19 protein-coding genes and 3 pseudogenes are annotated in these 19,274 nt (G+C 71.1%); 14 read left to right on the top strand and 8 right to left on the bottom strand.

The window, feature by feature from the left end; translation table 11 throughout:
* Positions 1 to 72: 72 nt before the first annotated feature.
* Positions 73 to 504, top strand: coding sequence for an ATP-binding protein (locus ACWIZO_RS13205; protein ID WP_448642874.1), 432 nt, complete (start codon positions 73 to 75; stop codon positions 502 to 504).
* Positions 505 to 520: 16 nt separating this feature from the next.
* Here the strand turns inward: ACWIZO_RS13205 and ACWIZO_RS13200 are convergent, their stop codons facing one another.
* Positions 521 to 1,795 carry a PP2C family protein-serine/threonine phosphatase gene (locus ACWIZO_RS13200; RefSeq protein WP_448642873.1) on the bottom strand — a complete coding sequence of 425 codons (1,275 nt, stop codon included), beginning with the start codon at positions 1,793 to 1,795 and terminating at the stop codon, positions 521 to 523.
* Between the two features lie 86 nt (positions 1,796 to 1,881).
* Here ACWIZO_RS13200 and ACWIZO_RS13195 point away from each other — a divergent pair, with 86 nt between their 5' ends.
* Complete coding sequence (locus ACWIZO_RS13195) at positions 1,882 to 2,502, top strand: dihydrofolate reductase family protein (protein ID WP_448642872.1); 621 nt, start codon at positions 1,882 to 1,884, stop codon at positions 2,500 to 2,502.
* Positions 2,503 to 2,532: 30 nt separating this feature from the next.
* Here the strand turns inward: ACWIZO_RS13195 and ACWIZO_RS13190 are convergent, their stop codons facing one another.
* Complete coding sequence (locus ACWIZO_RS13190) at positions 2,533 to 3,024, bottom strand: MarR family winged helix-turn-helix transcriptional regulator (protein WP_448642871.1); 492 nt, start codon at positions 3,022 to 3,024, stop codon at positions 2,533 to 2,535.
* Between the two features lie 380 nt (positions 3,025 to 3,404).
* Between ACWIZO_RS13190 and ACWIZO_RS13185 the strand changes: the two genes are divergently transcribed.
* The 4 genes from ACWIZO_RS13185 to ACWIZO_RS13170 all read left to right on the top strand — a co-directional run bounded on the left by ACWIZO_RS13185 (position 3,405) and on the right by ACWIZO_RS13170 (position 7,794).
* The gene (locus tag ACWIZO_RS13185; protein ID WP_448642870.1) at positions 3,405 to 4,166 is read left to right on the top strand and encodes a ZIP family metal transporter; all 762 of its coding nucleotides are present in this window, start codon (positions 3,405 to 3,407) and stop codon (positions 4,164 to 4,166) included.
* A 399-nt stretch (positions 4,167 to 4,565) separates the two neighbouring features.
* Positions 4,566 to 6,410, top strand: coding sequence for a glycoside hydrolase family 15 protein (locus tag ACWIZO_RS13180; protein WP_448642869.1), 1,845 nt, complete (start codon positions 4,566 to 4,568; stop codon positions 6,408 to 6,410).
* Entirely contained in the window at positions 6,398 to 7,411 is a 1,014-nt protein-coding gene (locus ACWIZO_RS13175; RefSeq protein WP_448642868.1) for an SDR family oxidoreductase, read from the top strand. Before ACWIZO_RS13180 ends, ACWIZO_RS13175 begins: the two co-directional genes overlap by 13 nt.
* Positions 7,408 to 7,794 (top strand): hypothetical protein, encoded by a 387-nt coding sequence (locus ACWIZO_RS13170; RefSeq protein ID WP_448642867.1) that lies wholly within the window; start codon positions 7,408 to 7,410, stop codon positions 7,792 to 7,794. Before ACWIZO_RS13175 ends, ACWIZO_RS13170 begins: the two co-directional genes overlap by 4 nt.
* 317 nt (positions 7,795 to 8,111) lie before the next feature.
* Here the strand turns inward: ACWIZO_RS13170 and ACWIZO_RS13165 are convergent, their stop codons facing one another.
* The 3 genes and pseudogenes from ACWIZO_RS13165 to ACWIZO_RS13155 all read right to left on the bottom strand — a co-directional run bounded on the left by ACWIZO_RS13165 (position 8,112) and on the right by ACWIZO_RS13155 (position 10,614).
* Complete coding sequence (locus tag ACWIZO_RS13165) at positions 8,112 to 8,984, bottom strand: IS110 family transposase (protein WP_448642866.1); 873 nt, start codon at positions 8,982 to 8,984, stop codon at positions 8,112 to 8,114.
* A 217-nt stretch (positions 8,985 to 9,201) separates the two neighbouring features.
* Positions 9,202 to 9,318: pseudogene (locus ACWIZO_RS13160) on the bottom strand (transposase); the annotation flags it as partial.
* Between the two features lie 789 nt (positions 9,319 to 10,107).
* The gene (locus tag ACWIZO_RS13155; protein WP_448642865.1) at positions 10,108 to 10,614 is read right to left on the bottom strand and encodes a cupin domain-containing protein; all 507 of its coding nucleotides are present in this window, start codon (positions 10,612 to 10,614) and stop codon (positions 10,108 to 10,110) included.
* A gap of 445 nt (positions 10,615 to 11,059) precedes the next feature.
* Here ACWIZO_RS13155 and ACWIZO_RS13150 point away from each other — a divergent pair, with 445 nt between their 5' ends.
* Entirely contained in the window at positions 11,060 to 11,701 is a 642-nt protein-coding gene (locus ACWIZO_RS13150; RefSeq protein ID WP_448642955.1) for a transposase, read from the top strand.
* Between the two features lie 75 nt (positions 11,702 to 11,776).
* Here the strand turns inward: ACWIZO_RS13150 and ACWIZO_RS13145 are convergent, their stop codons facing one another.
* Positions 11,777 to 12,586 (bottom strand): HpcH/HpaI aldolase family protein, encoded by an 810-nt coding sequence (locus ACWIZO_RS13145; protein WP_448642864.1) that lies wholly within the window; start codon positions 12,584 to 12,586, stop codon positions 11,777 to 11,779.
* A 231-nt stretch (positions 12,587 to 12,817) separates the two neighbouring features.
* Positions 12,818 to 13,309 carry a VOC family protein gene (locus tag ACWIZO_RS13140; protein WP_448642954.1) on the bottom strand — a complete coding sequence of 164 codons (492 nt, stop codon included), beginning with the start codon at positions 13,307 to 13,309 and terminating at the stop codon, positions 12,818 to 12,820.
* Positions 13,310 to 13,354: 45 nt separating this feature from the next.
* On the opposite strand from ACWIZO_RS13140, the gene ACWIZO_RS13135 reads away from it, so the two are divergent.
* The gene (locus tag ACWIZO_RS13135) at positions 13,355 to 14,185 is read left to right on the top strand and encodes an IS1634 family transposase (protein ID WP_448642863.1); all 831 of its coding nucleotides are present in this window, start codon (positions 13,355 to 13,357) and stop codon (positions 14,183 to 14,185) included.
* Positions 14,186 to 14,438: 253 nt separating this feature from the next.
* Here the strand turns inward: ACWIZO_RS13135 and ACWIZO_RS13130 are convergent, their stop codons facing one another.
* On the bottom strand, positions 14,439 to 15,197 hold the full coding sequence (locus ACWIZO_RS13130; protein ID WP_448642862.1) for a 3-keto-5-aminohexanoate cleavage protein: 759 nt from the start codon (positions 15,195 to 15,197) through the stop codon (positions 14,439 to 14,441).
* A 544-nt stretch (positions 15,198 to 15,741) separates the two neighbouring features.
* On the opposite strand from ACWIZO_RS13130, the pseudogene ACWIZO_RS13125 reads away from it, so the two are divergent.
* The 6 genes and pseudogenes from ACWIZO_RS13125 to ACWIZO_RS13100 form a co-directional block, all read left to right on the top strand.
* A pseudogene (locus tag ACWIZO_RS13125) lies at positions 15,742 to 15,933 on the top strand (IS110 family transposase); the annotation flags it as partial.
* A 413-nt stretch (positions 15,934 to 16,346) separates the two neighbouring features.
* Complete coding sequence (locus ACWIZO_RS13120; protein WP_448642953.1) at positions 16,347 to 16,589, top strand: transposase; 243 nt, start codon at positions 16,347 to 16,349, stop codon at positions 16,587 to 16,589.
* Positions 16,590 to 17,150: 561 nt separating this feature from the next.
* The gene (locus ACWIZO_RS13115) at positions 17,151 to 17,318 is read left to right on the top strand and encodes a hypothetical protein (RefSeq protein WP_448642861.1); all 168 of its coding nucleotides are present in this window, start codon (positions 17,151 to 17,153) and stop codon (positions 17,316 to 17,318) included.
* 175 nt (positions 17,319 to 17,493) lie between these two features.
* Entirely contained in the window at positions 17,494 to 17,736 is a 243-nt protein-coding gene (locus tag ACWIZO_RS13110) for a helix-turn-helix domain-containing protein (protein ID WP_448642860.1), read from the top strand.
* 74 nt (positions 17,737 to 17,810) lie between these two features.
* Positions 17,811 to 18,179: pseudogene (locus tag ACWIZO_RS13105) on the top strand (tyrosine-type recombinase/integrase); the annotation flags it as partial.
* Positions 18,166 to 19,221 carry a site-specific integrase gene (locus ACWIZO_RS13100; protein WP_448642952.1) on the top strand — a complete coding sequence of 352 codons (1,056 nt, stop codon included), beginning with the start codon at positions 18,166 to 18,168 and terminating at the stop codon, positions 19,219 to 19,221. The pseudogene ACWIZO_RS13105 and the gene ACWIZO_RS13100, both read left to right, overlap by 14 nt.
* Positions 19,222 to 19,274: the final 53 nt, after the last annotated feature.

The following is a 19,274-nucleotide window of genomic DNA, read 5'->3' as shown; positions in this document are numbered from 1 at the left end:
CGGGAAGCGTCCGGTTCGCGGGGCCGGGGACGGGGCACTGTGCGGCGAGACACAGCCGGACGGAACGGGGACATGGACCGAGAGCTCTGGCCCCGACGGCCGCGTCCCGAGACCACGGGCCTCCACTACGAGGCGGAGATCTCCCGCCCCGCCGAGCTGCGGACCGTGCGCGCGCAGCTGCGGGCCTGGGCGGCGGACGGACACGAGGGGTCCGGCTCGGACGGAGCGGTCGCCGACGACCTCGTCGTCGCCGTCGACGAACTGGCCTCCAACGGCCTCCGGCACGGCCGGGCGCCGGTGCGGGTGCACGCCGTCCGGACGGCGCACGAGCTCCTCCTCGACGTCAGCGACGGCGACCCGCACCACGGGCCCGAACCCGCCGTCGACCGCGACCCCGCGCTCGGCGGCATGGGCCTGCGCATGGTCGCGCACCTGACCACCGACCGCGGCTGGACCGTCGCCGGCGACCGCAAGCACGTCTGGGCCCGCTTCCCCACCGACTGAGGCCCCGGGCCCGCCGTCAGGTGCGCTCGTGCGGCACGGACCGCGCGGGGGAGGCGATGCCGGCGTCCGCGCCGTGCACGCCGTCCCTGCGGCGCGGCGGACCCCCGTACCAGTCCAGGCACATCAGGGTGGCGTCGTCGCGGAGGTCACCGCCGGTCGCCCGCAGCACCGCGGCGCCGAGCGCCTGCACGACCTCGCGGGGGTGCAGGTCCGTGCTGTCGCGCAGCGCCCGGGCGACGTCGAGGACGGCGGCGTTGCGCTCCTGCATGCCGTCGGTGAGGAACACGACCCGGTCCCCCGGCTGCAGCGGGAAGCGCTGCACCTGGAACGACCGGCCCGGCACGACACCGAAGGGTGGCTCGACGTCCAGCGCGATCTCCCGCACCCGGCCCCCGCGCACCAGCAGCGGGAGGGGGTGACCGGCGTTCACGACCGCCGCGGTGCCGGCCGCCAGGTCCACGCGCACGAGTTGTCCGGTGACGAACTGGCCGGCGGCCGCGTTGCCCGTCAGCGCGTCGTTGGCGTACCGCGCCTGGGCGCCGAGGTCCATGCCCCGGCGGCGGGCGTTGCGCAGCGCCCCGACGAGCAGGGTGGCCAGCAGGGCGGCGTCGACCTCGTGGCCGACGGCGTCGGTGATGGACAGGTGCAGCGCGTCCTCGTTGAGCGTGTAGTCGAACGTGTCGCCACCCACCGAGGCGGCCGGTTCCAGCCACCCGGCGAGGGTGAACTGCCCCGCCTCGCAGGTGTAGGAGGCCGGGAGCAGCCGACGCTGGATCTCAGCGGCGAGGGAGAAGGGCGTCGTGCGCTGTCCCCACTCGAACACGTCGGTGTACCGGCGCGCCGCGATGACGACGTAGGCCAGCGCGTGCGCGGCGGCGGCGACGTCGGCGACCACCGCCGCCGACGGCGTCCCCGGCAGGACCAGCTCCAGCACCCCGATGGCGTCCCCGCGGTCGGTGACCGGGGCGATCAGCCAGGCCGCGTCGCCGTCGAGCGCCTGCACCTCGACCGCCTGGGTCCGCAGCACGCGCTCGTACACGGTGCCGGCCATCGGCACCGTCTCCGCCTGGGCGCCGGCCTGCCTCCGCGCACCCTCGACACCGGCGGCCCGTGTCGTGAGGCGGACGACGGCCCGACCGCTGAAGTCGGCGATCAGGAAGGTCAGCTCCCGCGCACCGAGGCGGTCGGCGAGCGTCTCCGCCGCGGCCTCCACGGCCTCGATGGGCGCCGTTCCCTCGACCCGGTCGAGCAGCACACCGACATCCAACCCGGGAGTCGGCTGGGTCCGCATGGGGCGACTCTAGGCAGGAGCCCGCGGGCCGCCGCACCGCCGCACCGGAGCGGTGATTCCCGGGCGCCGGCCGAGTCCGTCCTCGCATGACACGGATCCACGCCGACATCTCCGTCTCCCTGGACGGCTTCGTCACCGGTCCCGACCCCGGGCCGGAGAACGGTCTGGGCACCGGCGGCGACGTCCTGCACACCTGGGCCTTCTCCGACGACGCCGACGACCGCCGGGTCCTGCGCGAGGGGACCGGCCGGTCGGGGGCCGTGGTCCTCGGCCGCCGGCTCTTCGACGTGGTCGACGGGCCGGGCGGGTGGGACGACGAGGTCGGCTACGGCGCCACCGAGGTCGGCCGACCGGCGTTCGTCGTCGTGACCGGCTCGCCGCCGGAGCGGGTGCGGCTTCCCGACCTCGACTGGACGTTCGTGACCACCGGCCTGCCCGACGCCGTCGCCGTCGCGCGCGAGCGCGCCGAGGCGGCGTCGGCCGCCGGCGGGCGGGACCTCGACGTCGTCCTCATGGGCGGCGGCGCCACCGTCGGCTCGGCGCTGGCCGCCGGCCTGGTCGAGGTGCTGACGCTGCACCTCGCGCCGGTCGTGCTGGGCAGCGGGACGCCGCTGTTCATCCCGGGAGCGCCGCGTGCCCTGGTGCAGCGGAGCGTGGTCCCGACGTCGACGGCGACCCACCTGACCTACGACGTCGTCCGACCGTGAGCCCGGCCGGGCCGGTCCGACGGTGACGGGTCAGGCGGTCGTCGGGGCCGGTCCCCGGGGTGTCCGGGAGACGCGGTCGGGCCCTCTCCCCGGGGTGGGGACGAGGACCTCCAGCGCGGAGACCACCGCCGCGGCGTCCTCGGCGGACAGCTCCTCGAGCCGGGCCCGGATGCGGGACAGGCGCAGGTCGTCGTAGCGGTCGAGCGTCGCCTCGCCCGCCTCGCTCAGCCACAGGCTGATCTCGCGGCCACTCGTCGCCGATGACGTCTTGTCGACCAGTCCGGCGGCCACCAACCGGTCGACCAGCCGGCTGGTCACCGAGACCGACACGCCCATGCCGCGGGCGAGCTCCCCGAGGTTGGCGCCGGGTCGCTGGTGCAGCAGCGTCACCGCGCGGAGCTGGACGGCGGAGACCGTGCCGATCCGGTCGGCCGCCTCGACCGACACCCCCATCGCCAGCCGGAGGAGGGCGAGCAGCACCTCGTCCGGATGCGTCCGCGCCCCGGTGCGCACCTCGTCCACGCGTGCTCCCCCCGTCTCGGGCCCCGTCGATCCTCCCGCCACCGGTCGCGGGACGGTCCGCGCCCCTCGGCGTCGGGACCCACGGTCGCCCATGGCGAGCGCGGGGATCCGCAGGCGGCGCAGCGTGCGGTGGCCCGGGCGCGGGCCGCCGTCGGTGGTGGCCGCGGCCCCGGGGCGAGCACCACGGAGGCGCTGCGGCACACCCGCGGCCGCTCGGACGCGGGTGGGCACGAAGTCCCCGATCCCGGGGGTGGACACCGGGGAGCCCGCACAGTGGAGGACGTCGGCCGCGCCCGCCGACAGGACGCCGTCGCCGCGCACGATCCGGCCCCCGGTGCGATCCTTGCCCTAAGACAAGAATCGGCGAACGGAGGTGGGAGATGCCGACCTGGCTCGAAGCCGGCCTCTGGGGGCTCCTCGGCGGCGGGGCCCTGGTGCTCGGCGCGCTCGTCGCCTGGTTCGCGCGTGTGCCGCGCGCCGTCATCGCCTCGGTGATGGCCTTCGGGTCCGGCGTGCTCATCTCCGCCGTCGCCTTCGACCTCATGGCGGAGGCCGCCCGCACCGGCGGGCTGCTGGCGACGGCCGTGGGCTTCCTCGGCGGGTCCCTGGCGTACCTGGCCGCCAACGCGCTGCTGGCTCGGCACGGCGCCCGGCACCGGAAGCGCTCCGGCGGTGCGGGCGGCGAGCAGCAGCCGTCGGAGCAGGAGCAGTCCGGCAGCGGCGCGGCCATCGCGATCGGCGCCCTGCTCGACGGCATCCCGGAGTCGGTGGTCCTGGGCATCGGCCTGCTCGGCGGCGGCTCGGTCAGCCTGTCGGTGCTCGCCGCCGTGTTCATCTCCAACGTCCCCGAGGGGCTGTCCAGCGCCGCGGGGATGAAGGCGAAGGGCCGCCCGGCGAGCTACGTCTTCGGTGTCTGGGGCGGCATCGCCGTGGTCAGCGCCCTGGCCGCCCTGGCCGGCTACGCCCTGCTCGGCGGAGCGCCCCCGGAGGTCATCGCCGTCATCACCGCGGTCGCGGCGGGCGCCATCCTGACCATGATCGCCGACACGATGATCCCCGAGGCCTTCGAGCGGACCCGGACCTGGACCGGCGCCATCGCCACCGTGGGCTTCCTGGTCGCCTTCGCCATCGACGTCGCATGACGCGCGCACCGGCAGGGGTGGACCCCATCCCCACCGCCGACCGAGGGGGACCGGCCGCGGCCCGAGCGGCAGGGCCGTTCACCGAGACCGTGGACGGCGCACACGGGGTCATCGCCGCCCACGGTCACCTGACCCACCGCGGCGCGGACCTCATCCGGGGCACGGCCGACGTGCTGCGCCGCTCGGGGCACCGGCTGATCACCGTCGACCTCCGGGACGTCGCCGCCGACCGGGCGCGCTGGCCGACCTGGAGGAGCTCCGGCAGGACCTGCGGCAGCGGCGGGGCCCCGGCACGGCCCGGCTCGTCGTCCTGCCGGCGCAGGAGTACGACGTGGAGGTCGTGCTCCACACGGCAGGACCGACACCCCCGTCCGCACACCGCCGTCCAGAGGAGGACCGATGGCCGGGCCCATCGAGGACTACGGGCTGATCGGCGACCTGCACACCGCCGCACTGGTCGGCCGGGACGGGTCGATCGACTGGCTGTGCCTGCCGCGCTTCGACTCCCCCGCCGTCTTCGCCGCCCTGCTGGGCGACGAGAGCAACGGCCGGTGGCTGCTCGCGCCGGCCGCGGGCGGCGCGTGCACCCGCCGGCGGTACCGGGGCGAGTCCCTCGTCCTGGAGACCGAGTGGGAGACCCCCCAGGGCACCGTGCGGGTGCACGACCTCATGCCACCACGGGGGCGGGCCGCCGACGTCGTGCGGATCGTCGAGGGCGTCTCCGGGCAGGTGCCGATGCGGACGCAGCTGCGCCTGCGCCTCGACTACGGGCACGTCGTGCCGTGGGTGCGCACCGTGGAGCACGGGCTGGCCGCGATCGCCGGGCCGGACGCCGTGTGGCTCGACACCCCGGTCGACGTGCACCACACCCGTCCGGAGCCGGGTCGCGAGCAGTCCGTCGACGCGGAGTTCACGGTGGCGGCCGGGCAGCGGGTGCCCTTCGTGCTCACCCACGCCGCCTCGCACCTGCCCCGGCCCGAGCCGGTCGACGCGCAGCACGCGCTCGAGGGCACCCTCGCGTACTGGGCCGAGTGGATGGGCCACTGCGACTACGACGGCCGCTGGGACGACGCCGTCCGCCGTGCGCTGCTCACCCTCAAGGCCCTGACCTACGCCCCGACCGGGGGGATCGTGGCGGCGGCCACCACCTCGCTGCCCGAACAGCTCGGCGGCCCGCGCAACTGGGACTACCGGTTCTGCTGGCTGCGCGACGCCACGGTCACGCTGCAGGCCCTGCTGGGCACCGGCTACCTGCGGGAGGCCCGCGCGTGGCGGGACTGGCTGCTGCGCGCGGTGGCCGGTGACCCGGCCGACCTGCGGATCATGTACGGACTCGACGGCACGAGGCGCATCCCTGAGTGGGAGGTCCCCTGGCTGCCCGGCTACGAGGGCGCCGCGCCGGTCCGGGTGGGCAACGCCGCCGCCGACCAGTTCCAGCTCGACGTGTGGGGCGAGACCCTCGACGGGCTGCACCTCGCCCGGCTCGCGGGCATCCCCAGCAGCGACGACGCCTGGGCCCTGCAGCGGGCGCTACTGGACTTCCTCGAGGGGTCCTGGTGCCGCCCTGACAACGGCCTGTGGGAGGTCCGCGGCCCCCGCCGGCACTTCGTGCACTCCAAGGTCATGGCGTGGGCCGGTGTGGACCGGGCGGTGCAGGCGGTGGAGCGGTTCGGCCTGGACGGCCCGGTCGACCGCTGGCGCCGGCTGCGCCAGGAGATCCACGACGACGTCTGCGCCCACGGCTACGACGCCGAGCGCGGCACCTTCACCCAGTTCTACGGCTCCCGCGGGCTCGACGCGGCCCTCCTCCTGATCCCCCGGGTCGGCTTCCTGGACTGGAGCGACCCCCGTGTGGTCGGCACCGTCGAGGCGGTCCAGCGCGACCTCGGCCACGACGGGTTCGTGCTGCGCTACCGCCCCGACGCCGACGGCGGCGTCGACGGCCTGCCCGGGGACGAGGGCGCCTTCCTCGCCTGCAGCTTCTGGCTCGCCGACGCCCTGGCCGGCATCCACCGCACCCACGAGGCCGAACAGCTGTTCACCCGCCTGCTCGGCCTGCGCAACGACCTCGGTCTGCTCAGCGAGGAGTACGACCCGACCAGCCGCCGCCAGGTCGGCAACACGCCGCAGGCCTTCAGCCTCGTGGGCCTGGTCAACACCGCGCGCCACCTCAGCGGCACGCGGCCCGCACACCACCTCGGCGCCACCCGTCACCACGGAGAGGAGACCCCGTGTCGCAGCTGACCGCCCAGCACGTCGTCGTCACCGGAGCCAGCGGAGGCATCGGCCGCGCCGTCGCCGTCGCCTTCGGACGACGGGGAGCGACCGTGGGCCTGGTCGCCCGCGGCGAGACCGGACTCCAGGCCGCCGCCCGGGACGTCGAGCGGGCCGGCGGGCGGGCCGTCGTCCTGCCCACCGACGTCGCCGACCCCGAGCAGGTGGCCGCCGCCGTCGACCGGTTCGAGTCGGAGGCCGGCCCGATCGACGTCTGGGTGAACGTCGCGTTCTCCTCGGTGTTCGCGCCGTTCGACCAGATCAGCCCCGAGGAGTTCCGCCGCACCACGGAGGTGAGCTACCTCGGGTACGTGTACGCCACCCGGGCGGTGCTGTCGCGGATGAAGGCCCGCGACCGCGGCGCCGTCGTGCAGGTCGGCTCGGCCCTGGCCTACCGCGGCATCCCGCTGCAGACGGCGTACTGCGGCGCCAAGCACGCCATCCAGGGCTTCCACGAGGCGCTGCGCTGCGAGCTGCTGCACGAGCGCAGCGGCGTGCACGTGACCATGGTGCAGATGCCGGCGGTCAACACCCCGCAGTTCTCCTGGGTGCTCACCCGGCTGCCCCGCTCCCCCCAGCCGGTCCCGCCGATCTACCAGCCCGAGACCGTCGCCGCGATGGTGCTGCACGCGGCCGACCACCCGCGGCGCCGGGAGTACTGGGTCGGCTCCAGCACCGCGGCCACCCTGGCGGCCAACGCCCTGGTCCCCGGCCTGCTCGACCGCTACCTCGCCCGCACCGGCTTCGCCTCGCAGCAGACCGACCGGCCGCACGACCCGGACGCCCCCGCCAACCTCTTCCGGCCGGCCGACGGCGAGGACGGCGCCGACTTCGGCGCCCACGGCGCGTTCGACGACCGCGCCCACACCCGCGACCCGCAGCTGTGGGCGTCCCGGCACCACGGCACCCTCGCCGCCGCGGGCGGCGCCGCCCTGGCCGGCCTCGCCGTCCTGCGCCGGAGTCTCCGGTGAACCGGCCCGCGGCGCGCGCGGTCTCCTCGCTGCTGCAGCTCGGCAGCGGAGCGGCTCTCCTCGCCCGCCCGCGCGCGGTGACCGCTGCCGTCGCCGGGGACCCCGTGCCCCCGACGTGGGTGATCCGGCTGCTCGGCGGCCGGCAGGTGCTGCAGCAGGCCGTGGTGCTGGCGCTGCCGACCCCGTCGGTCGCGCGCGCTGCCGCCGTCGTCGACGGCCTGCACGCGCTGAGCATGCTCGGGGCCGCGGTGGTCGCACCGCGCTACCGCCGCGCGGAGCTCGCCAGCGCCGCGGTGGCGGTGGTGACCTCCGCGGCCACGGTCCTCGGCGCCCCCGTCGGCCCCTCGTCGTCGCGGCCGGCGCCCATCCGGGGCCCGACCTGATCGGGACCACGGACCCGTGGGCGGGTATGGCCGGGATGCCGAGACCGGCGTGGCCGCCATCGGGGCGGCGCCGCAGCACGCGCCTGGCCGCTGTAGCCCTCGTCCGCGATGAGGTAGGCCGGACTGGACAACCCGGGACACCCCAGAGCCTCCACTGAACCCGGGGCGGTCGGTTCACATGGAACTCCGGTTCGACGCAGCCCATGCCGACCCCGACAAAGCCCCCGCGTCGGAGGCACGGCGAGGTCCAGCGCCTGCCCGCCCTACACCCCTCTGCCCAACGGGCCGCCTCAAGTGCACCAGCCACCGCACCACGTTCAGCCGCAGCTGGGCACGGGCGCTGGGAGAAGCAGCGACCGTGCGACTGGTGCATGTCCGCGATAAGCCCTGCTTCGGCACGACGATGACCAGAATCGCGCTTGGGAGCTCTGCGCGTTGACCACGCCGAGGAGCTCGACGAACACCAGCGCCGAGTGCGCCTTGCCGGCCACCGTGCCCTCGGCGCCGGAGAGCAGGTGGTCCTTCAATCGTTGCACCAGGACGGCCGGATCGACTCGGCCGCGGTAGGACTGCCGGCGGCAGAAGGCGGCCATCCGCTGCTCGCCGATGCGGGCGGCGGCCTGCGGCGTCGGATACTCGGCGATGAAGGCCAGCGTGATGTCCCGGTCGATGGAGGAGAACAACTGCGCCGGCGCCGGGTGATAGGCGTCCAGGATGGCGTGCAATTGCGCCTCGACACGTTGCTGGGACTCCAGCAATCGGTCCCGGTCGCGGGAGAGCGCGCGCAACTCGGCCAGCGCCGGCGAGGCGACCGGCAACGGGCGCCAGTGCGCGTGCTCGTGGCGCAGGGTGAAGGCGTCGAAGACGTCGTCCTTGCTGCTGGCCACCCGGTAGCGCTCGCGGGCGCGGGCGGCGATCCGCGGGTTGATCGGGAAGACGCGGTGCCCGCCGGCCTGCAGCCACTCGATGAGCAGGCCCTCGGCGCGTTCCACGCAGATCGGCAGGCCGGTTCCCAGCCCGGCGAGTTCGGCGTCGAGCTGGTTGAGGCCTGCGACATCGTGGCCCAGGCGGACCTGCCGGATCCGCTGCCCGGTGGCGTTGACCGCGCAGAGTTGGTGGTGGCTGGCGCCCCAGTCGATGCCGATGAAGACCTCGTCGACGCCGAGGTCGATCGTGTTGCTGTTCTGCATGCATCTGGCCCTTCGAGTCCGGTCACCTCGTGGCCGGCTCGGCTGGACGCTCATCTCGGTGCTCGAGGCACGACTCCCACTGGCCAGTACCGAGCCCGCCGCCGCCGGGAGGGACGGGTTTGCCGCTGGACCTCGAAGGTCACGCTGCCAAGGTCCTCTCCCGGCGGCGGAGGTGACCGACGGGAACCTCCCGCCAAGAGCCGATGTCAGCAGATGACCGCTGCCAACTGGCGCCGAGCAGCACCGCGCCGACGGCCTGTCTGAGGCCGGTGTGGGCATCGGAGATGACCAGCTGGGTGCCGCCCAGCCCGCGGGCCTTCAGCGCCGCCGCGAACAGCGCCTGGTCGATCGCCAGTCGCGTCCACCGGGGTGGTGTGCGACGGCCCGGTGACCAGCGGGCCTCCCACATAAGGGCGGCCACCGCGTGATCTTCTGGATGACCTCCCACAGTCCTTCAGGAGTAGGACGCGATGACCGCTCCGAGCATGGGCCGCGAGGCGGCCGAGCGGTTCGCCGCGTTGCTCGACGGCTGACCAGAGCGCCGCGAAGTATCAAATTGGTATCACGAGGGTCTCCGGGGGCCATGACATGGAAGCGCCCCGGATTCCTGAGCTGCAGGAACAGCGAGGCGATGGAGTGTCCGAGGGGGGACACGGTACTTCCGCACACGCCTGCACCCGTGAAGATGCACCGCTCAGCCGTGGACATCGGTGGTGAGCAGTGGTGGAGGGCACCATCGACGCATCCGACCATGTCAGGCCCACTCGCCAGCGATGCATCCGATATCTTGCTCAGGCGTTGCGGCGGCGCAGGACGATCGCATCGGCCACGAGAGGCACGACGGCCTAGGCGGAGATGACGAATACGCCGGGCAGCGGGCTGAGGTCGGGCCTGCCCTCATCAACCTGTGCGTGGAGTACGGCAGCTTTGAGTGTGGTTCGGTTCCGTCGCAAGTCCGGAAATTCCAGCCCAGCCGGCATCTTCCCATTTCTGTACGCTCAATCCCTTGAAGTCGATCGGTGGAACGAGCCCAAGAGCCTTGTAGCGTCTGAAGTCGAAGATGGTGCGACACGCGGGGAGGGAGGAGCGCGGTGGCCGACGCCGCCCCCTGATGAGAGGCTCCTCAGCTGTTGAAACCGATGTTCACGACGAGGAAGACGCAGTCCTCGTCGTAGTGGTTCTTCCAGGCGTGCGGGACGCCCGCGTCGACGAGGAGGTCCCCGGGGACAAGCGTGTGAACCTTGCCGCCGGGCAGTTCCAGATCGATCTTGCCGGACAACACGATGTTGTAGTCGATGGTATCGCTTGCGTGCATCGCGGCGTCACCGCCCTGGCCGGCTTCCACTGTGATTCCACTGGATGCCATGTCCAGCTTTCCGGCTGAGTTCGCGAGGAAACGCGTCACACCGAAAGTGGATCCGTTCGGGCCTGCTATATCGAAGATCTTCGGTACGCCGCCGGGCATCTCTCTCGAGTGCCCGTTGTCTGCTCGCCAGTACCAGGCGCCCTGGACAACGCCGGGCTGGTCGAGAACCGCCTCGGGCTTTGCCCCGACGAAGAAGTCCGGCTCGCCGAATTCATTCAGCCTTGCCACAACAAGGTTCCAGTCCTGTGGGTCAGGAAATGACATGGCTACTCCATCGTTCCGGGGGAGTGACGATCGGCGTCGCCTGCGGCGCATGCGATCGCGAGGGCTCCGGACTCTATCAGGCTCTCTACAGTTGAGCAGATCGGCGCCGCCTTCGGGGCGCACAGTGGTCTGCGAGGATTCGGGGCCGAGGCGGTTGCGGGCGACGGTCTCGGTGCAAACTGAATCCACCGATGGACTTGTCGTGGACGGGAGGGCGGAGCTGAGCGGCGTGCCCGGGCTGGGGTGCGATGGCTCATCCGGCCCAGTGCCGGATGCGGGGCAAGATCCCGCAGCACCCTGAAGCGTTGGTCGGCCGCGTCAACGAGCACCACCCGTTCCTTGTCAGGGTTTACCTCGACCTCATCGATCAGCACGCCGTAGTAATCAACCAGCTGACCGAACGGATCGAGGCGATGCTGGTGACTTTCATGGCCTCCGCGACCTCATCTGCACGATCCCCCGGATCAGCACTCTCACAGCCGACGCCGTTGTGGCCGAGACGGGCACCGACATGAGCCGTTTCCCGACCGCAAAGCACCTCGCCTCCTGGGCCGGCACGACCCCGGGGCTCAACGAGCTCGCAAGCAAGGTGAAATCCAACCGGACCCGTCCGGGCAACCCCTATCCCCAGAGGGCTCTCGAGGCCTCGGCCAGGTCGATCGCCCGAACGCCTGCCACCTACCTCAACGCGAAAAGCAGAAGGATCGCAACCCGCCGCGGACGACAGAAGGCCAACGTCGCCTCCGGACGCGCTGCTCGTCGCGATCTGGCACCTGGGAGTCGCCGGCACCCTCTACGAAGTCTCCGGAGCCGACTACCACACCCAACGTCGACCAGACAGAGCCAGGCAGCGGGCCATCCACCAGCTCGGAGCCATGGGCCACCGCGTCACGCTCGACGAAGCCTCGTAGCGCTCAGCGCCGCGCAGTCTCGCCAGACGTGGATCTTCGCGTCAGCCGCTCGACATCGTGTAGTAGCGACGGCCTCCCCCAGCGACTCCATCGGCGCCCCACCCGTGCACTCCTGCTGCCCCGCTGGCCTGCCCATGCACACCTCCCCACAATCGGGGTGTTGCGACGACCCATGACATCCGCCCAGTACACATCGGTAGCGTTCACCGCTGAGTCCCTCGAAGCGGCAATCGCTGCGTGAGACCGACTCCTTACGTGTCTTTCTCGCGGGTCTCGGCCATGCACGCGTCGAACGCCGACTGAGCGGCCTCCCTCATGAAGTAGACGTCGTAGTGGTGGAAAACGATGTCCGCACCGGCGTTGGGCGTCTGCTTTCCACCGTGTACCCATGGAGTCATCGTCCACAGACCATTCGCGGCGGCAGCCGCCTTCGTTCGCTCCCATGCCTCGCGGATGATGGGCGAGTTCATCTCCATCAGCGAGAGACCCAGGTCCTGAGCAAGGTCCCCCGGCCCGAAGATGACGGCTCCGACGCCATCGACGGCGCAAATCTCTTCCACATTCTCAAGCCCCCTCCTGGACTCGATCTGAGGGATCACCATCGTATTCCTGGTCGCCCAGGCTTTGATGTCCTCCCACTCCGGCACGGAAGAGTAGCCGGCCATGTAGGATCCAGGGCCGGAGCCTCTACTTCCCTCGGGGGAGAATCGCGATACAGAGACGGCTGCGGCCATCTGCTCAGCTGTCTCCATATGGGGAAGAATGATTCCGTCGATGCCGACGTCCATGAACCTCCGAATCGTGGTTGGCAAGCTGTCGGGGAGCCGCGCAAATGAAAGCATGCCACGCGATGTCGCCGCCCGCACGTGACCAAGGGCATCTCTCGGTTCCATGGGAGTGTGTTCGCTATCTACAATCACGAAGTGAAACCCAACAGATCCCAGGATGTCCGTCACCGCCGGGTCGAAGAGCGTCGCGAAGACCCCGGTGGGCCGGACTCCTTCCCGAATCAGCGCGCTGATCCGGTCCCGCGCCGGAATGCTGACCTTGTACGTGCCCATAGCGATGCCCCTAGTATCGGCTTCCAGAATCGTGCGCGTGAGCCGCTCCCTTCCGGGGCGCGTCCTGAAAGACGCAGTTCGGCTCAGACTTCGTCATTCGATGCCTGCTCGTACTCCTCCCCATCGATGGCCACGCAGCAGATTCCCGCGACGCGAGAATTGAGGTGACACTCTCATCGTCATCGCTAGGCGACGCAGGACAGTCGTCGATTTTCCGCATCCTGTTAACCGTCAGGTGTTGCCGGACTCAGCACGCTCGTAGGTGATGAGTTCCAAGAGGTTGTCCTCCGGGTCTCGAAAGTAGACGCTGGTACCGTGAGCCCCGCCCTGCCGCCCTCCCTCGCGAAGAACCGGGCCCTCGATCACCGCAATCTCCCTAGCGTCGAGCATCGAAACTGCCTCATCGATCGTGCCTGTCCACAGAAAGCAGATGTCGCCACAACCCGGTAGCGCCGTCGGCCCGCACAGCGTGGCCGCTGTGTTACGCCATAGCGCTTCGGGGCGGAAGTTGATTTTGAAGTCCCCCAACGCCATGGCAAAGATCGACCAGTCACCGCGTCGCCACTCCTCGACGCCGACTGGCCGGAAGCCGAGCTCGGTATAGAAGCTGATCATTGCCTCCGGCTGCGACGTCGGCAGCGCTATGTGATCAACACCCGCAATGGTCATACTTGAGATTTCCTTCTCGGCAGAAGACGCACGGCCAGGATGGATTGCGATCATCACAGGGGCGCGTGTAGCCGTCAAGGTTCCTCATGACGAATTATTGTGGCGGTGTGGTCGGCGTCGAGCCCGGGACTCCCGCCCGGCCGGCGGGGCGTGGCTGCTCGACGGGCTCTGGCAGCAAGTCGGATCGGCACCGCGCTGGGTGAGGTGCTCGGCGGGCGCCGGTTCGGCACCGACGTCGAGCGGGTGGCCTTCGCGCTGGTGGCCAACCGGGCGCTGGCCCCGGCCAGCAAGCTGGCCGCCGCCGAGTGGGCCAGCCACGACATGGCGATCCCGGGGCTGCCGGGGATGACCGAGGACCAGGCCTACCGGGCGACGGATCTGCTGGTCGAGGCCGACACCGGCGCATGCGTCCAAAAGGTGGTGTTCTTCGCGGTCGCGCACCCGCTCAACCTTGAGGTCGACCTGCTGTTCTTCGACACCACCAGCACCTACTTCGAGCGCGACACCGAAGATCCCGGCGCCCCGGACGCCGGCACGGCCGGCGGCGAGGTCGGGCCGGGGTTCCGCCGGTACGGGCACTCCAAGGACGCCCGCGGCGATCTGCCACAGATCATCATCGGACTGGCCGTCACCTGCGAGGAGATCCCGGTGGGGGTGTGGTGCTGGCCGGGTAACAGCAACGACCAAGCGGTGCTGCCGCAGGTCAAGGACGATCTACGGGCCTGGCGGCTGGGCCGGGTGGTCACCGTGGTCGACCGCGGGTTCTCCTTCGCGGCGAACCTGGACTGCCTACGCCGGGCCGGGAACACTTCATCGCCGGAGAACGGATGCGCGCCGGCACCCCGCACATGGAGCAGGTGCTGGCCCGCCAAGGCCGCTACCGGCAGGTGCGAGACAACCTTCAGGTCAAGGAGGTCATCGGTTCTCTGAGTTTCGGCACGGCGGTGATGTTCTAGCCGCCGGCGTGCTCGTTTGGTCGGTCTGCTGTTGACCGCGGCGCCACGCGGCCATGCGCCGCGGGCAGACAAGGCGTCTGAGGAAGGATGCCTACAAGGCGCTCAACCAGCGGTGCCGAGGCGCTCCGATCTCCACTTGCTCCAGTCGCCCATTGCGACAGGCGGGATCGCAGCGGGCGGATCGCGCTGCGAGCCGCGATGAGCGTCGACTCGTAGGGAGCCGCCTCTCACCTGCTCTCGGCGCTCGCTTCTGTCCACAATCGACGTGCAAGCTGCACCAGCTCTGCGTTGTCAGCCGCGAGTACGTTGTCCGGCCCGGTGAGCGTGTCCTCCAAGCCGACACGCGTGGACAGACCCAACCGCCCGGCGTGAGCGATCAGCGGCCAGCATGTCGAAGCATGGCCGTGCAGCAGCCGAGGGGCTGTCAGTCCGGAACGATCCAGCCGATCGAGAATCGCGTCCGCGGCCGATACGCCGTCTGCCGCCTGGGGGCCGACGACCTCCACGAGGATTCGAAGGAGCCCGGTCGGCACATCAGCTCCCAGAGCTTCGGCGTCCGCTACCGACCAGACACCCGCCTCGACGCCGATTCCGGTCTCGTCCAGAACCCGGGCCAGGTCGTAGAAACCCGGCTCGCTGACGTTCACGGACGCGAAGTCCGGACGCTCAGCTGCATCGAGTGCGGCCCATTCGGCGACCCTGTCCTGCCGTCGTGCGACGTCGCCGTCGGTGATCCACAGTCCGGTGGAGACGCCGATCGGCACCCCGGGGATCGCGCGGCGGACAGCATTCACAGCGGCGCCGATATCGGCCGCAAGTAGGGACTCTTCACCGTCGCTGGTTCGAGCATGCAGGTGTACGGCCTGCGCACCGGCAGCGATAGCGGCGGCGGCAGCCTCTGCCAGCTCCTCCGGTGTGATGGGTAGGGCCGGGTGCTCATCCCGGCGTCGAGCACCGTTGAGACATGCCTTGATCCCATTGATCACCGCCGCAGGTTACCTCAGGTGGGAGGGCGGAGTGAGACCACTCGGAACAGCGGATGAGCCGTTGACCTGGACTTTTCTCCCCTGTCCGGTCTCAGCTGATGGTGACCAATTCGTCTCGGGTGATGCTTGACGCCTCAGAACGCGGATCGGGCTCGTTGGGCTCGCTTCTTGCGCACCTCCTTCCGAGGTCCGGACGATCGTTCGGATCAGCTCGTTGCCCGACCACACCTCAAGCAGCCTCTCGCCCACGTGCACGTCAACCAGGTCGCCGACGTGGTGCTTGCCGACGTTGAACGACTGGGAGGTCACCGAGATGATCCCGTTGCTGGCCACCCGCCGGCTGATCCACTCATCACCGCGACGGTGATCGCCGAGGTCTGCTACCTCCTCGGCGAGCGAGGCGGGGCCGGGGCGGAAGCCGCCTTCTTGAGCGACTTCGAAGCCGGGGATCTCTCTCTGGTCGACCTCACTCCGCCTGATCTTGAGCGCATGGCCGAGCTGGTTGAGCGGTACGCAGTCGACCAACTTCGGCTGGGCCGCCGCGATGCACCTGGTCGCCGCCGGCGTGACCGTGGTGGAGGTGCCGCCACTGCTGACCTCCCGGGAGCGACTGTCCCGGCCCGGGCAGGGCAAGACCGACCCGGTCGACGCCGTGGCGATCGCTCGGATCACCGCCCGGGAGAACCTGCCGGCGGTGCGGCCGATGGACGGCCTGCCGGCCGACCTGCGGGTGCTGATGGACTACCGCGAGCAGCTGATCGCCGAGCGCACCGCCACCGTCAACCGGGTGCACACCGACCTGGGCTGGATGCGGCCCGGCTATCAGCACCGACTCCCCCGCTTGACCAGCCCCAGTCACCTTCACTCGGCGCTGGCGCTACTGGAGAAGGACTCCAGCGTCCGGGCGGCGGTCACCCGCGCCCGGCTGGCTCGGCTGCTGGCCATCCACGCCGAGCTCGCCTCGCTGCGCGAGCAGATCGCCGCCTTGGTGCAGCACAGCGGCACCTCGCTGACCGGGATCTACCGCATCGGCGTCTTCGTCGCGGCTCGCCTCCTGGCCGAGGTCGTCGACGTGCGCCGCTATCCGACCCGGCACGCCTTCGCCGCCGCCAACGGCTCGGCCCGATCCCGGCCTCCTCCGGGCGCACCGTGCGGCATCGGCTCAACTGTGGCGGCAACCGGCAGCTCAACCGGGCGCTCTACACGATCGCGATCACCGAGATCCGCGCCGACACCGAAGGCCGCGCCTACTACGAACGCAAACGCGCCGAAGGAAAGACGAGTCGGGAGGCGCTGCGCTGCCTCAAGCGCCGGCTCTCCGATGTCGTCTTCCGCACCCTGCGCGCCGACCAGGCCGCCAAGGAGGCCGTGCCGATCGCGGTTGCTGCCTGAAGCGCGGTGAGCGCGAGGTCGGCTAATGGGACACGGCTCTACGGCCTCAGCCGGCTGCGTGGCAGGACTTCCAGTCCCTCTCCCGCTCTTCGCCTCAGCCTGACTCCCACGCCCACCGCAGCCCTCAAGGTAGAACCTCGGCGGCGCTGGACATAGGGGCCCACCTGCGGTCCCGAAACTCGTGGTGACGAGTTGCCGGAGGCTCATCTGCAGGGTCATCGGCATGGGAAGCAGCGGCAGCCTCGGGTACCGAGCCCGACAGCGTAAACGTGAGCGGCAACGGCGGGAACAGGAGTGCCGGCGCCGTCAGAGGGTGGAGCAGCCGCCGGCCAACAGGCCGTGAGGGCGCCCGACGGTGGGGTGACTGGGCGCGAGCGACGGGCCGCAGCGCAGGCCTGTGGGTGGTGCGGAGGGCCAATCACCCCGAAGAGCCGTGGACCGATCCCCAAGTGGTGCTCGGCCACCTGCCGGCACCGCGCGTGAGAGCAGGGCAGAGCCGCTGCCTCGGGCCTGTCCGCTGTGTAGCTCGTCGAGCGGCGCGTGGAGGTCAAGGTTCCTCTCGTGCCCACCCGCCGCGACTGGCCCAGGCTGCTCGGCGAGCTTGCCGGCCAGCTGGGCGACGGGCGGGTCTACGACCGGGACCTGCCCGCCCTGGCGAGGGCACTGCAGCCCGTACTGGAGGCCTACCGGAGACGCGCCCACCTCACCGGCGCTCTTGACGTCCGCTGAACTTGAGGCTCCAGGAGTTCTCTAGTTGGCAGGAGGCCGCCGCTCAAATCTGCAGTCGCCGCGGCAACGGCGCAATCCTCGGTTGGAGACGGACTGGGGACGTTCGGCAGGCCGCTCCCCCATCGTCGCGGCAGCCTTCACGCAGCAACGCGCGACTGATTCGGGAGATGTCGACATGGGTCACCCGCAGCCCCTCCGGGACGTCCTGGCAGGTCACCGGCTCCTCCTCACGTCCGAGGAGGCGGCGAAGGTTCTCGGCGTCGGTCGCACGACGGTGTACGCACTCATGAGGCGCGGGGATCTGCGTCCGGTACACATCGGCCGCAGCTGCCGAATCTCACAGGCAGAGCTCGACCGCTATGTCCGCCGGCTTGAGGCTTCCCCGTCCCGTCCACATCCTTCACCGGACGCCGCGTGAATCCACAGCGCGCCTGTCCCACACCCGAGCACTCCACGACACTGGGCCTTCGAAAGAGCGCCGAGGGGTAGCGGATGGCGGGACGCGCGTCGAACGGCGAGTCGACGATCTACAAGGGCGCCGACGGGCGCTGGCACGGCTACGTCTCCGTCGGGTTCACGCTCGACGGCAAGCTCGACCGCCGGCACGTCAGCAGCAAGAGCCGTGGCGTCGTGGTCGCGAAGGTCCGAGAGCTCGAACGCCAGCGTGACACGGGGACGGTCAGCGAGACGTCGACCCCGACCGTCGGCTGGTGGCTCGAGCACTGGCTGACGACCATCGCCCCGCGCCGCGTGCGTCAGCGGACCCTGGAGAGCTACGAGTCCGCCGTCCGCCGGCACCTGGTTCCCAGCATCGGCCGGCACCGCCTCGACCGGCTGCGGCCGGAACATCTCGACCAGCTCTACACCGCCCTGCTCGACGACGGCTACTCCCCCCGCCTCCGTTCTCCGGCACCACCGCATCCTGTTCCGCGCCCTCGCGGTCGCGGTCCAGCGCGGCCACGTCCCCCGCGACGTCGCCGCGCTGGTCGACCCGCCCGCCCAGCGCCCGAGCAACATCGCCACCGCCCTCGACCTCGGCGAGGCCCGCGCCGTCCTGCACGCCGCGGCCGGCGTCCGCAACTCCGCCCACTGGACCGTCGCCCTCGCCTTGGGCCTTCGCCAGTCCGAGGCGCTGGCGCTCCAGTGGAAGGACATCGACCTGCTCACCGGCACGCTGACTGTCCGGCGGAGCATGCACCGTGTCCGCGGCGGCGGGCTGATCTACGAGGAGCCCAAGACCCGCCGCAGCCAGCGCACGCTCGCCCTGCCGCTGCCCCTGGTCGCCGAGCTGCACCGGCACAAGGCCGCCCAACTCGGCGAGCGGGTGCTGGCCGGCTCCGAGTGGCAGGACGAGGACCTCGTCTTCGCCCAGCCCAACGGCCGGCCGATCGACGAGAAGACCGACTACGACGACTGGACCCGTCTGCTGCAGGCCGCCGGCGTCCGCCACGTCCGGCTGCACGACGGCCGGCACACAGCCGCAACCCTGCTGCTGAGCGAGAACGTCCACCCGCGAGTGGTCATGGAGCTGCTCGGCCACAGCCAGATGCGCACGACGATGGACATCTACAGCCACGTCATGCCGGCCCTGGCTCGGGAGGCGGCGGACCGGATGGGCACCCTCCTGCTGCCAGGTAAGGGTGGGCAAACTGCAACCACAACTGCAACTAGAGACGACTCAGGCCGCCCTCCCGAAGGAGAACGGCCTAGTCAGAGGGGTGGAGCTGAGGGGACTCGAACCCCTGACCCCCACACTGCCAGGGCGGCTGAGGGGGGTGCGCGGCGGTACGCCGAAGTTCATCTGCGCAGCTCAGAGGAACACGTCGTCGTCTGCGGACACCTGCGTACGACCCTGAACAAAATCGTTAGGCCACCATCGTGGCACCACACGGCGGCCGCCTGACCCGACCCAATGACTGTCCGCCCGATAGTCGAGGACCGGAGGGCCGCGCAGTC

This window comes from Geodermatophilus sp. URMC 63, from assembly GCF_053502565.1.
Note: the sequence above shows the minus strand (reverse complement) of the source record. Positions and strands in the feature narration are given on the sequence as shown.